Annotated in this window: 4 protein-coding genes; all 4 read left to right on the top strand. The window is 62.1% G+C overall.

Annotated features, from left to right (window positions below; translation table 11 throughout):
• Window positions 1-56: 56 nt before the first annotated feature.
• The 4 genes from D8M21_RS08215 (at window position 57) to D8M21_RS08200 (ending at window position 15101) form a co-directional block, all read left to right on the top strand.
• Window positions 57-653 (top strand): HD domain-containing protein, encoded by a 597-nt coding sequence (locus tag D8M21_RS08215; protein WP_048680975.1) that lies wholly within the window; start codon window positions 57-59, stop codon window positions 651-653.
• Between the two features lie 254 nt (window positions 654-907).
• Complete coding sequence (locus tag D8M21_RS08210) at window positions 908-3787, top strand: helicase-related protein (RefSeq protein ID WP_048680972.1); 2880 nt, start codon at window positions 908-910, stop codon at window positions 3785-3787.
• A 2-nt stretch (window positions 3788-3789) separates the two neighbouring features.
• Complete coding sequence (locus D8M21_RS08205) at window positions 3790-8562, top strand: Eco57I restriction-modification methylase domain-containing protein (protein WP_048680971.1); 4773 nt, start codon at window positions 3790-3792, stop codon at window positions 8560-8562.
• Complete coding sequence (locus D8M21_RS08200) at window positions 8562-15101, top strand: DEAD/DEAH box helicase (RefSeq protein ID WP_048680968.1); 6540 nt, start codon at window positions 8562-8564, stop codon at window positions 15099-15101. Before D8M21_RS08205 ends, D8M21_RS08200 begins: the two co-directional genes overlap by 1 nt.
• Window positions 15102-15104: the final 3 nt, after the last annotated feature.

Here is a 15104-nt window from a genome sequence, read left to right as displayed (position 1 = left end):
CCTAGATCCGGGCACCGTTCAGCTTCCAAACGTGCCCGTTGTGACACACTCATTCCATGAAGCTCGCCGAAATCCACCCGCCACAAACTCCTGCGGCCCGGGCGGCCTGGGAATTGGCCGCCGAATATCATTCCGAGGCCATGCTGAATCACACGATGCGTTCCTGGCTGTGGGCCGAAGGGATTGCCGCCGAGAGAAGCCTCCCCGGGGTCGACCACGAGCTTCTGTACGTTGCCGCGCTCCTTCACGACCTAGGTACTGTGCCGGAATTCGACAATCACACGCTGTCCTACGAAGAAGCGGCCGGCCACGTCGGCAAGGCCCTCACCGCGGGCGCCGGGTGGGAACCCGCGCGGCGCGAGCGTGTCGCTGAGGTGATCATCCGACACAATTGGACCAGCGTGGACCCGGAACTCGACCTGGAGGGGCACCTCCTGGAACTCGCGACCGGCCTAGACATTACCGGCGCCAACATCGAGGCCCTGCCACAGGCCTTCCTGCACGAAGTCATCGAAACGTATCCACGCGGCTCACTCGCCGATGAATTCAGCGCCTGCGTCACCGACCAAGCCCGCAGAAAACCAGCCACTGCGGCCGGGCGACTGGTCAACAATGGGCTGGTGGAAAGGATGAGGCGGCACCCGCTCGAGTAGAAGGACACGCCAGGAAGAATCTGGACGCCAGCCGTCGCCGCACGAGGAAATTAAAGGCTAACAAAAGGAAACTAGCAACACTCATTTTTCAGTTTTCCAGCATGAGATTCTTCGGAACCCTAGGGGTCTCTCATTGAGGAATATCACCGCACCGTAGGATCATCCGCCACACGACGTCACTCTCCTGGTCGATACGTGATCCATATCCCTCTAAGATATACAAGTCACGTCTTTTACAGTGCGGGAGGACCACATTGAGTCACGAAACCACCGATGTCGCTCCTGGATCCCTCGTGGAAATTCGGGACGAAACGTGGCTCGTAACCTCCGTGGAGAATACGGCCGATGGAGACCTCTTGACCGTCAGCGGTGTCAGCCCCCTAGTTGAAGGCACCACAGCCCGGTTTTACTCCTCGATTGACTCGATCTGGACCTTCAGCCCTAAGGAAACGCGCATTGTCGCGGACACCTCCTCTCGGTACGTCAGCTCCCGCTTGTGGCTCGAGGCTACGCTCCGTAAAACGCCGTTGCCGGTGTCCCAGCAAGAACTTGCCGTCACCCCTCACGTCTTAGCCGACACATTGGCCTACCAACGCGAGGCGGTTTCGAAGGCGCTGGACCCTAATCGACTCCGGGCCCGATTGCTTATCGCAGACACCGTCGGGCTGGGCAAGACTTTAGAAATCGGGATGGTCCTCTCCGAGCTCATCCGCCGCGGCAAAGGACGCCGCATCCTGATCGTCACCCCACGCCATGTGCTGGAACAGATGCAGCACGAAATGTGGACGCGCTTTGCCATTCCGTTTGTGCGCCTGGATTCCGAGGGCGTGCAACAGGTCAAGCAGAAGCTCCCGGCCACGCGGAACCCCTTCACCTTCTTTGAGCGGGTCATCATCTCGATGGACACGCTCAAACAAGATCGTTTTGTCCAAGACCTCCGCAAACACCGTTGGGACGCCGTGGTGATCGATGAGTCCCACAACGTCACCAATCGGTCCACGCAAAATAACCAGCTCGCGCGGACACTGGCACCGAACACCGACTCGCTGATCCTGGCCTCGGCGACACCACATAACGGTCGCAATGATTCCTTCGCCCAGCAGCTCACCCTCTTAGAGCCGTCGAGTGTGGCCCCAGACGGAACGATCACGCAGGAGGCGGTCTCGCACCTCATGATCCGCCGACACCGAAATTCACCGTCGGTTAAGGACGAGGTCGGCGACCGCTGGGCCGAACGGCTCCCTCCGCGCAATATTTTGGCCACACCGTCGCCTGAGGAACTCGCCGTCGCCCGGGAAATCGCCGGCACGTGGACGCACCCAGCCTCTGGAAATCCGCCAAGTTCCGGCAAGGGCTCCAAGTTGTTCCCCTGGACCCTGGCGAAGTCGTTCCTTTCCTCACCCGCCGCCCTGCGCGCGACGGTCACTGCCAGGCTCAAGAGCCTCGACGCCAAGCCAGACGCCACAGCGGAACGTCAAGCTTTGGAACGCCTCCAGGAGCTGAACGACGCCTGCCTTCCTGAGAGCGGCCTGCCGCTATCGGGGAAGTATTCCTCGCTGCTGGACCAGCTTCGCGAGAAGAAGATCTCCAAGAATTCTCCCGAACGCGCCGTCGTCTTCGCCGAACGTGTTCCCACGTTGACATGGCTGCGCGAGCATCTCATCAAGGATCTCAAGCTCAAGCCCGAGCAGGTGCAAATTCTGCATGGTGGCCTGACCGACATGGAGCAGCAGGCCATCGTCGAGTCCTTCAAACAAGCCTCGAGCCCCATCCGGGTGCTGGTGACCGGCGACGTCGCCTCCGAGGGCGTGAACCTTCACCAGCAGTGCCACGAGCTGATTCACTACGACATCCCGTGGTCGCTCATTCGCATCGAGCAGCGCAATGGGCGCATCGACCGGTACGGGCAGGAACACCCGCCGCAGATCACCACGCTCCTCCTGGACCTTGACGATGTGGGCGGGTTCACCGGCGACATCCGCATCCTCTCGCGCCTGCTCGAACGCGAGCGCGAGGCTCACGAGAAACTCGGTGACACCACGTCGATCATGGGCAAGTACAGCGCATCGGCCGAGGAAGACGAGATTGTCCAAGTGCTCCGCGGGGCTAAGGACTTCGAGGAGACCGTGCCCGCGGTGGAACAGTCTCAGGGCGGCGACGACATCATGGACCTGCTGCTCGGTCTATCCGACGAGCAGCCCGAGCCGACAGTCGCCCAGCCGGAGGAGGAACCCGTGGTGGATTTGGACCACCCCGGTTTATTCCAGTCCTCCTCGGATTTCCTGCTGGCCGGTCTCGAGCAGATCTATACCGAACCCGAGCGGTCTCCCGAGACGGGTGGCGTGAACCTCCAGGTGGAACGTAGCGCTTCGGATGCGGTGCAGACGATCGCGTTGACGCCGTCGGATGACCTTCGCCAACGGCTGCAGGCTTTGCCGCAGTCGTATCTGGCGGAACGCGGCGTGCTGGAGAAGATCCGTCTCACCCCGGAACGCGGCATCGCGGAGCGCCGGCTTCGCGCCGCCTTGAGCGATACCCAGGGGAGTTCGTGGCCGGATACCCACTATCTCGCTCCCTTGCACCCGATCCTGGATTGGGTATCGGACCGGTCCTTGGCCGCGTTGGGGCGGGGCGAGGTGTTTGCGATTCGGGGCGACGTCGACAATCCGACGGTTCTGACGATGACCACCATGACCAACAAGCGCGGGGAAAACATCACGGTGGCCTTCAACGGCGTCGAATTCCTGGTGGGCTGGCCTTCGTTGCAGTTCTTTGAATCCCCGGAACAGATGTTTGCCAAGGTGGGTCTCGGTCCTGAGACGCTGGGTCGTAGCGTTCAGGATCCGGAACAGTTTCAGCACCTCATTCCCGAAGCCGTGACCATGGTCGAGAACTTCGTGGAGAGCGAGGGGTTTCAGCGCGCGATCCGAGACGACGCCGAGGCTCGAGTGAACCGATGGGTCACGGAGGTGGACGCCTGGATGGAACAGGCGGACGATGCCGCCGGCAGACAGGCCCTTTTCAAAGATTCCAGGGCCACGCTTCAGGCCCAACGTCAGTTGGCCCAAGAGATGTTGCCCGATCGGAGCTTCATCCGTCCGATCCTGGTGGTCGTCCCGCGAGAAGGAGAATAGTCATGGCCTCAAGCGATGCCCTGCTGGTCACCAACGATTGGATCAGCGAGTTCTACTTCACCGCCGATCAATCCTCGGGAACGTTCCTCGCCGCCGTGAAGAACCTGGTCAAGGAGTGGAAGGCCGAGGCGGAGGATGGCTCCGGCTGGGTCAGCCCACTGGATCGATTTACATCCAAGAGGCAACGGCTACTCTCGGAACTCATTACCCTTCACAGCGACGTTCAGGAGATCCCCGAGGACGCGCCGGTGGCTCTCCGCCGGGCCAAGCTCGCTGACGGTTCCACCGCGATCGCCGAGGAACTTCGCGAGATGTTCGACTACCGCGGGGACGTGGAGCAATACGGGCCGTTGCGGATCTATTCGGCCCCAGGGATCGAACAACCGACCGTCGCGGTGGTTGACGCTCTGGCCGTGGATTCCGTGGAGGAACTGGTCTCGGCACGCACGGGGATCCTGCCGGAGGACGTCATCTTCGATACGGAAACCAACCCGGATCCCATCGGCTCGGTGGCCGGCGTCACGTCCGCGCTGATCAGTCATACGCCGGCGCCTACTTACGTGGTGGTCTTCGCGGGACGTCACGTACTACTCACGAGCACGGGCACTAATGGTTGGGCCGAGGGTCGCTACCTGTCGGTGGATCTCCAGACGGTTGCCGAACGCGGCGACTTGCGCTCGGGAGGTGAGACGCAGCGAGCGGTCGCTTCCGTTTCGGGGCCTTCGCTGATTCCGAACGCCCAGGGCGAGATCTGGTGGGATGCCCGCCGCGAGGAATCCGTCCGGAATGCCGTGGGTGTCTCCGCGGATCTGAGGGATGGCGTGCGGGAGTCCATTGAGATCATCGCGAATGAGGTGGTGAACCGAAGGAAGGCCCAGGGCCTGGATCCGCTGGCGAACGACCAGGCCCAGGTTCTGGCCGTGCAGTCCCTGCGGTATTTATTCCGCGTCCTGTTCCTGCTCTACGCGGAGGCCTCACCCCGGCTGGGTGTGGTGCCTACCGGAGACCCCGACTACGAATCCGGGTATTCGATCGACCGCCTGCGGGAACTGACGATCAAGCCGCTGACGCCGTCGTCGTCGGACGGGCGACACTTTTACGAGTCCTTGCAGTTGCTGTTTCACCTCGTGGAGACCGGTCACACCCCGCGTGCGGCCGGGGAAGACCAGGAGAACCCGCACGAAGGCCTGACTTTCGAAGCCATGCGTTCGGACCTGTTCCGGCCGAATCGAACGTCGCTGATCGACGAGGTCAAGCTGGGCAATAAGGCCCTCCAAAAGGTGCTCCAGAACCTGCTGCTGACCAAGGAAACCCGCGGCCGGAATCGCGGATTCATCAGCTATGTGGCACTGGGAATCAACCAGTTGGGCGCGGTGTATGAGTCGCTGATGAGTTACACGGGTTCTTTCGCTTCGGAGGAGCTCGTGGAGGTAGCCCCGCACGGCGATGCGTCGCACGGCTCGTGGGTCGTGCCGGAGCGCCGCCTGGACGAAGACCTGAAGGTGCATTGCGTCGAGGTGCTCGACGAGGAAGGCCGCCCACACGTTCGGCGGTATCAGTTTGGTGAGTTCGTGTTCCGACTTTCGGGGCGGGAACGGCAGCGCTCGGCGTCGTACTATTCGCCGAAGGTGCTCACGGAATTCACGGTGCAGCAAGGCCTGGACGAGTTGCTCACCGACGACACCACGGCGCAAGAGATTTTAGACCTGAGCGTATGTGAGCCCGCGTTGGGTTCTGGGGCGTTCGCCATCGAGGCCGTGAACCAGCTGGCTGCCGCCTACCTGGAACGGCGCCAGCGGGAGGTCGGCCGATCCATCGATCCGGACGAATATCCGCAGGAATTCCAGAAGGCTAAGACGTACATCGCCCTGCATAACGTGTACGGCGTGGATCTGAACCCGACCGCCGTGGAGCTGGCCGAGGTTTCCCTCTGGCTGGACACCATGGCGCGCGGGTTGAAGGCACCGTGGTTTGGTCTGAGGTTGCGGTCGGGTAACTCACTGATCGGCGCGCGCCATGCGGTGTATAGCGCCTCGACGGTGGAGAAGGCTAAGCCGAAGGACCGCATGGGGCAAGCCCCGGACCGGATTCCGCTGAGCCAGTCCCCCGCAGGCCAAGGCATTTTCCACTTCTTGCTTCCGGCTTCCGGGTGGGGTGCCGCGGGTGGCAATAACGAAATCAAGAAGCTCGCCCCGGAACCGGCCAAGGACCTGCGTGACTGGACCAAACGCGTGGCCGCCAAGCCGAACAAGTCGCAAGTCAAAGAGCTGGTCTCGTTGACCGAGCGGATTCAGTACCTGTGGGGTATCGCCGAGCGCCGCATGATCGAGGCCGAGCGGCAGTCCCGCCGGTCGATCGACGTCTGGGAGGCTGAAGTTCCTGCTGGTGGCGAGGTGACTCGCGAAGAGATCGAGAGGTCTCTGCGGGAGTCGAATTCCGCGTACCGGCGCTTGCGCCTGGTCATGGATGCGTGGTGTGCCCTTTGGTTCTGGCCTGTTCTGTCCGACGGCAGCGTGCCCAAGCCGCCGGAGTTCGATGAGTGGCTAACGACCATCCGCAGGATTGTTGGCAGCGAGTACAAGGTCTCAAAGTACGCTCGTCAGGACTCCTATTTCGGGCGAGGCGACGACGAATGGGCGACGCTGGACCACATCGAAGTCATGTTCACGGCCGAAGGGTGCGAGGACGTCGAGAAACTTCTCGATGAGATCCCGTGGTTACAGGAAGCCCAGCGCATCGCCAAGGAACAGCGCTTCTTCCACTGGGAACTGGACTTCGCGGCCGTCTTTGCCCGGGGCGGGTTTGATCTGCAGGTGGGAAATCCGCCGTGGGTCCGGCCGACCATCAACGTGGCCTCGCTCCTCGGCGACCACGATCCCTGGTGGGTGCTGACTCAAAAGCCGTCAGAATCGGAGAAGAGGCAACGACACGAGTATTCACTTTCCCTGAATGACGCTGAGGAAACCGTTCTTCAAGGGCTTGGAGAAACCGTCGGCACGGCGGAATTCGTGTCAAGCGCCTGTAACTATGAACCGTTACAGAATACTCAGCCGGACCTCTACCGGGCGTTCATGGTTCAGGTGTGGAATCACGCTTCCAGGAGGGGGATATCCTCGTTGGTTCACCCCCCAACGCATTTCACCGATGCCCGTGGTTACACTATTCGACACCACACGTACCGCCATTTGCGTAGGCATTGGGGCTTTATCAATGAACTACAGCTTTTCAGTGAAGTTGACCATCACCTTTCGTACAGCGTTAATGTATATGGATCACAAAAAGATACCCGTTTCCTAAACGCCGTAAATATATACCACCCCTCAACGGCTTCCGCCTCGCTAGTTCACAACGGAGATGGTCCCGAACCGGGTTTCAAGGACGACGACGGAAATTGGGACCTACGACCGCACCGCTCCCGAATCCAGCATGTCGGTGAAGAGGACCTCCGAGTCTGGCACGAAGTCATGGAAGGCGGAAGCCCTGAGACTCCCGTGGCGTCGTCACGGATGGTGTATACCGTCAACGCCTCAGCTCGTGAAGTCCTCGCGAAGCTCACCAGGGACGCTTCGATCTCTGATTTGTCCCCTCAGTTCAATAGCGGCATGCACGAAACCAGCGCGCGCCGGGATGGCTACTTCGAGTCGCGCTGGGGTGCGGCACCGCAGTGGAAAGACGTCATCTTGCAGGGCCCGTATTTCCACGTGGGCAATCCGTTCTTCCAGTCCCGTAACTCCACGATGGGTGGAAACCAGGACTACTCCCGCGTGGACCTGGAGCGCCTCTCCAGCGATGCATTACCCGTCACCGAGTACAAGCCCATTTATGAGCAGGACAAGGACGGCAATACCGACACGTCCCGGTACGACAACGCCTACGGCTCGTGGGAAGTCCCCGGAAATGAACCGGGAACGGTCCGCCGCGCCCCGGTGAGGGATTTCTACCGGGTCATGTGGCGTCGGATGGCGGCCGGAACAGGCGAACGCACCTTAATCCCAGCCATTTTCCCTCCGGGTACGGCCACCATTGATGGTGCCTTCTGTATCGGCTTTACTGACGTGGCCAATCGAGCAAATCTGCTCGCGTTAGCTACGACAAGCATGACTACGTTGCTATCTGATTTCCTGACACGGGCTACATCCGGAAACAACATTTTCCGAGCCGCCATCGATCGCCTCCCCCGAATCCCTGAGGGCCACCCCCTCGCATCCGCCGCGATCCTCCGGATCCTCCGGCTCAACGCCCTCACGGACGCCTACGCAGACCTCTGGGCGGACTGCTGGCGCGAGGAGATGACCCACGACTCCTGGACCGGCGGCAACACCCATACCGCGGCGGATTCCGGTCCGCGGCCCGAACTTGGCGCCGTCGGCCCCCAATGGACCCAGGCCACTCCCCTGCGCGTGGACGAGGACCGTCGCCAAGCCCTGGTGGAAATCGACGCAATCATGGCTCACGTGACCGGCATCAGCATCGACGAGCTGTGCACGACTTACCGCACCCAGTTCGGCGTCCTCTACGGCTACGACCGGGGCGAAGGGCGCGGCGCCTACATTTACGACGCCTCTGGCCGAGTGATTCCCTCAACCGTCCGGACCGCCTGGAATAAGGCCGGGCGACCAGAATCCGGGATGCCCGAAGAAGACCGCACCTACGTCAATCCCGAGGGCCGCACATTGGTAGCGCACGAGCCGTTCCGGATCCTCGACCGCGAAGAAGACATGCGAACCGCCTACCGCGAATTCGCCCGCCGCCTGAACCACCAGGACAAGAACTGATGAGCGAACTGCTCCCCACCATCCAGGCCGAGGCGCTGAAAAAGGCGCTGGTCCAGTACACCTCCACCGCGGTGCGCTTCTCCGAAAAGCACGTGGAGAACTCCTTCGCCGACTTTTTGAAGGACCGCACCCACGGCATTTTCAAGGGTCCCTACGTGCGGACACGTCTGCCGTTCCGGTCAGTGAACCGCAAACCCGTGCTGGACATCCTGCCAGACTGGTTCTCCCCGTACTCCCACCAGGCCGCGGCCTTCGAGCGACTGGCCACCTCCCCCGAATTGCCCGGAGAGAAAGACTCGCGCGGATTCCGGCTGCCGGAACCCACCATCGTGACCACCGGAACCGGCTCCGGTAAAACCGAATCCTTCCTGTACCCCCTGCTGGACTACGCGGTTCGCGCCAGGAAACAGGGGATTCACGGCGTCAAGGCGATCATCCTGTACCCCATGAACGCCCTGGCCAACGACCAAGCTTCCCGCCTGGCGGACATGATCGATTCCAATCCCCAACTCGCCGGGATCACCGCTGGCCTCTACACGGGTGACAACCCCACCCCCAGCACCGTGATGACCCCCGAGAAACTCATTGAGGATCGCTACACCATCCGGGATGCCGCCCCGGACATCTTGCTGACCAACTACAAGATGCTGGACCAGCTCCTGCTCCGCCGGGAAGACCGCCGGATTTGGGAAGACTCCGCCGAGGCCCTGCGGTACCTGGTGCTGGACGAATTCCACACATACAACGGCGCGCAAGGCACCGACGTCGCTATGCTGATCCGCCGTCTTCGGTTGTTGTTAGAACGCCTCGCCCCGGGCACAAACCATCTGGTGCCTGTGGCCACTTCCGCAACCCTCGGGGACCAAGGCGACGGCGGGGCAGTGGCCCGCTTCGCTCAAACAGTGTTCGGCACGGAGTTCACCAACGATTCCGTGGTGGTTGAATCCCGCGTATCCGTGGACGAGCTCGGAGCCGCCGCGCAGGAGCGGCTTGGGGGCAGCGGGCTCGTCCCCACGAAAGACCTCGGACCAGCGGACTTCCACGCCATCAAACGCGCGCTCATCGACAGCGCGGACGGTACCGGCGAACCGAGCGAGAACCCTGAGGACATCACCGCAGCCGTGCTCAACATTCTTTGGACGGATCCCTCGGCCAAGACCGGCACCATCGACCATGCCCGCAAAACCTACCGCGACGCGGATCTCTTGCTCGCCCACAGCGTGGTCCAACGCCTGCTGCACGAAACCGGGACGGCCTCCACCATCACCAGCTTGGTGCGCACCGTATTAGATCGGCCGGGAGAGGACGATTCGGGCGAGCGCTTTTTGGAGAACCTCGTCGCCGCGCTCTCGCACGCAAGGTCGGCGGCCGACCGGAACCAGTTCCCCAACGTCGAGGTTCACCTCTGGATCCGGGAGATCAGTCGGGTTGACCGCGTGACCTCCTCCACAGTGGAGTTCGTGTGGAGCGACGACCACGCGGCCCCCGACGGAAGCCATCTGCCCGCCATCTATTGCCGCGCCTGCGGTGCCTCCGGCTGGGGTACGGTACTCACCGGGACGGATGAGATCCGTCTCGATGCCCAGAACATTCGCCAACAGCATGCCCGCAACACCGGACGGTTCCGGGCGCTGATCCTGGCGCCTCAGGAAGTCGGTGGCGATCGCGCCGAACGGGTCCGCTTCCTCAACCCGGAAACCCACGCCCTGGACACGGCCCAACCATCCGAAGAGGTCGGAGACATCGACCAACTGCCCGTGATCATGTGGACGGGTCTGGAAGCTGACCAGAAATCCAACGACGACGTCTGCCCCTCGTGCGAAGCCCACAACACCATCCGCTTCGTGGGTTCGGCCATCGCGACCCTTCTGTCCGTGGCCCTCTCCAACCTGTTCGGCACGCCATCCCTCGATCCGGGCGAAAAGAAGTCCCTGGTGTTCACCGACTCGGTGCAGGACGCCGCGCACCGGGCTGCCTTCGTGGAGTCCAGGTCCTATGCGCTTTCGTTGCGATCCGCAATCCACTCCTCGCTCGCAGCTGACGGGACTCCCCTCACGGCCGACGACATCACCCAGCGCATGGTCGACGCCGCCACCACGGACGCCGACAGGTACCGCCTCCTGCCGTCCACCATCGCGCACAACCAGGGGATCCGCCCCTTCTGGGAAGGGAATCCCTCCGCCAAGGAGAAACGGGCGGCCAAGGCCAAGGTCCTGGGACGCCTCTCCATGGAGATCGACCTCGAAGTGGGCCTAACCGGCTCCTACGGCCGGACCCTCGCCACCACCGGCACGGCCGTAGCGTCGGTCCGGGCCGAACGCGAGGAACTCGTGAACATCGGCCGCTCCGCCCTCGAGAAACTGCCTCAGACACTGCGGCAGGAAGAAGACGTCTTCGATTCCCTGACCGACCACCAGGTCGAACAGTGGGTTCGGGGTGTCCTTGAACGCATGCGCCTGGACGGTGCCATTTCGCACCCTTGGTTCCGGGCCTTCCGGCGTGCGGGAGGCGCCCGATACCGGGTGTGGGGTGGGCGAAACCCCCGCGACGCGATGCGGGCCTTCCCGCCGGCGGCACGGACGCCGGAATTCCCCTACGTCGGGCGAATGCCGGCAACCATTAAAACCGGCTTCCCTGATTTGTCCGCATCGACCGGCCGCTTCGCGCGGTTGACTGCCCAGTGCTTACCCGTGGGACGCCGCGATGCTTCCCATGTGCTCCGGCCCTTGTTTGACGCGCTCACGCGCGCCGGCATTACGGACGCGATCGAGCTGGACAACCGCAAGGCCAGCGTAACTACCTACGGTCTCCAGCGGGAACGCGTCGTCGTGGCCCGTATTCCGGAGGGCACCGACGACACCTTTTTGGTGTGCCCAGTGTGCGGCAACGAACTCACGGGACTGCACGAATACGTCAAGTCCATGGAAGACGCTCCATGCGTCACGACGGCATGCCAGGGACAGTTGCAGCTCCAAACCCGCGGTAAAAATTACTACCAGCGCCTGTACCGCGGCGAGATGCTGAGAGTGATCTCCCGCGAACACACCTCTCTGTTGCCCACAGACGAGCGCCTGGAATACGAAAATCAGTTCAAAAACAGTGCCGACACCCCGGGCGCACCGAACGTACTCGTGGCGACGCCGACTCTGGAGATGGGCATCGACATCGGCGACCTCTCGATGGTGATTCTCTCCTCCCTCCCCCGGACCGTGGCCTCATACCTTCAACGTGTGGGTCGCTCGGGCCGAAAGACCGGCAACTCGCTGGACTTGACCTTCCTCTCGAGCCGCGGCTCGAGCCAAGCGGTTCGGACCGATCCCGACGAGATGATCAACGGGTCGGTGCGCCCACCTGCGGCGTATCTCTCCGCCGAGGAGATCCTGCACCGCCAATACCTGGCCTTCCTCATGGATCGCTTGGCCGGGGATTCCGGGACACCCGACCCCGCCAAGGTAACGGTCCTGAAATCCTCTGCACCGGGCACCTTCCTCGGCGCAGTCCTCGACGAAGCTCATCAGGCCCCGCAGGAGCGTTTGGACGAGTTTCTTTCCGAATTTGACCAGGCTAAAAACCCGAGGGAAGGCATTACGCCGCAGGCTATCCAGGCCCTTCGGGATTGGGCCACCCCCGATGCCAATGGCACCAGCCCCTTGTCGCGGAGCGTGCACGACGCGGTACAGCGGTGGAACCGAGAAAAGGAAGAGCTAGGGTACCGGCTCCAAAAGATCCGTAAGAGAATGGCAGAGGTTCGGGACGGCCAGCAGATCGCCGCGAGCGATGCAGACTCGACCGCCTCCCAGCTCAAGGGTCAAGAGGACCTCCTCCGCCAAGCCGACATCGATCTGGAAGGCACCGAGGACCCCGAGGCCCGCGAGAAAGAGATCAAGAAACTCTACGGCCAAGAACGCCGGACTCGGTCGGAGCAGGCCGCCTTTAACTTCCAGCACTGGGTCGGCGTTCTTGAACGCTTTGGCCTGTTGCCGAACTTCACGCTCTACGACGATTCCGTGGAGCTGGACGTGACCCTCACGTGGAAAGACGACGACGGCCAGTATCACACGCTTCCGCAAACCTTCCACCGGTCGGGGTTCCGGGCCCTTAAAGAGCTCGCACCCGGGAATCACTTCTACGCTCAAGGACAAGACCTCGAGATCGATACCGTCGATCTGGGCATGGAAGGTTCCGGCATCTCGACGGTGGCCTTTTGCCCCAGGTGCGGCCACCAAGAAGTCCTCACGCCCGGGGACGACGAGCTGCTGAGCTGCCGTCAGTGCCAAGACTCCGGCATCGGCGACCCCGGCCAGAGCCTCAACGTGGTAAAGCTCAAGAAGGTCTACTCCAGCATGGACAAGAACCTCAGCACCATCGGCGATGCCTCGGATATCCGGCGCTCTATATCCTTTGAGACCAGGATCGTCCCCGACTTCAACCGCTCCATCCAGCTGAAAAACTGGTCCGTGGACGGCACAGGCATCGGCGTGAATTACCGACGCGACAGCAAATTAACCAATCTGAATATTGGCCGGAGCCAAGAAAGCGGTCAGGACATCATCCTGGCCGGGGATAAGACCCGCACGAGCGGCTTCCTGATCTGCGCCGAATGCGGCCACGTCGATCAACAGACTGGCACCAACAGTCCGGCAGAGCACCAGCCCTGGTGTAGCAATCGTGCCCTCGAAAACTCCGAGTCCATCAAGGTGGTTCTCGCCCGGGAGCTGGTCACCGAGTCCATCCTCTTGAGCATCCCCAAGTCCATCGGAGAAGACACTTCGGGGGTTTCCCTGTGGAGTTTCTACGCAGCGGTGAGGCTTGGCCTGAGGGAGCTCTTCGGCGGCGAGATTGACCATCTGAGCATGGAAACCATCAAAGACACGCAACGGAATAACGCGATGGCAATACTGCTGTACGACGACGTTCCCGGCGGAACCGGTTACCTCTCCGAAATGGCAACTCCCGAATCCCTGCACAAGGTGTTCCTGAACGCCTGGCGACGCCTGAGCGAATGCCCGTGCGTCGACCAGGATGAGCCTGCTTGCCACAAGTGCCTACTGCCTTATGTGGAGTCAAAGAACTCCCACATGGTCAGTCGCTCCCGCGCCGAGCAGCTTCTGCATACTTTGCTCGCCCCGGACGAGGGCCAGTCGCCCGAAGACACCAATAACTGGTCCATCACGGCCGACTCCCCGAAGCAGTCCGATGACTTCGAGTCGAGCCTGGAGTCACGTTTCATGCGTGTCTTCCGCCAAGCGGCCGGGAACATCGAGGACGCTCAGCTAACCGACACCGTGGGTGACGGAGGCCGTGGATTCACGTTGTTCCAAGACGGCGTCAAGTTCACCGTGGCCCAGCAAGTGCAAATCGCTAACACCCGGCCCGACGTGCTGATCACGTGGAACGACAATCGAGCATTCCACGGCGCGGCGATCTTCCTGGACGGCAAGCGCTTCCACGCAACCCCCAGCCACAACCGCCTGGCCGACGACGCCGCCAAACGCCGGACCCTTCGCGAGCTCGGATATCTGGTCTTCGCGGTGACCGACCAAGACCTCAACAAATTTGAGGGCCCACAGCGGGACGGGGATTCATGCCTTTCCGCGATTCACGACATGGCAGACGCCGAAATTCTCGAGCGGTTGCGTCGTTCGTCGCGATTGTCTGCCGAAGCCCACGAGTACTTCACCGAGAATCCCGTGGCTCAGTTGCTCCGACTTTTCCGCGGCGGGACCAAAGACCCGTGGAAGATTCAGCGCGAAGTCTCTGAGAGCCTATCCACCGGCCTCTTTTCGCGGCAGGTCGCCCGGCACGTCATCCCGGATCGCATGCTGACGGGAGCGTTGGCGCTCCTCGACGACGCGCGTGACCAGAGCGCCATCGTCTACGGCGGTCGACCCAACGGCCTGGTTCGAGCCGACCTGCCCCTCGCAATTCTGGCCATGATCGACGGCGACCGCCAGGTGGTGGCGGTTCTCGATGACAGGGAACAAGCGCTGACGAGTGAGGACTTCGATCGGGGGTGGCGCCAATGGCTCGCCATCGCGAACCTGGCACAGCCGTTCGCGGACTCCACTCGTCACCCTGCGACCCTGGAAACGTGGACCACACTCTCCCAGGCCCTCTCCGATGAGGCCACTCACGTGGCCGAAGAAGACTCGATTATGTCGTTGCTTCTGGCTGAGGACACCATGGCCCCACCGTCAACCGACCCGGATGCCGCGATCGTCCAAGACACACCGGCCACCACCGAGCTGTCGCCCGAGTGGCAGGACATGATCGACGACGCCCTCGATGCTCAGGAACGAACCATCCTAAGATTCGCCGCCGAGCGGGGTCTCCCGATTCCGGAGCAGGGCGAGGAATTCGGCGGGTACATGGTGGACCTCGCGTGGCTGCCCCTCAAAATTGCGTGGGTCGGCGACGAGAAAGACCTCGACAAAGTTCGCGCCCTGGCGCAATTCACCGACTGGACGGTCACCGGTCCGGACGTTGACGGGGTCCGCGACGCGCTCAATCACCACATCACCGAATCCAGAAACGCCTAGAGG

This window comes from Kocuria sp. HSID16901 (assembly GCF_003989425.1).
GTDB classification, from domain to species: Bacteria; Actinomycetota; Actinomycetes; order Actinomycetales; family Micrococcaceae; genus Rothia; species Rothia massiliensis.
Note: the sequence above shows the minus strand (reverse complement) of the source record. Positions and strands in the feature narration are given on the sequence as shown.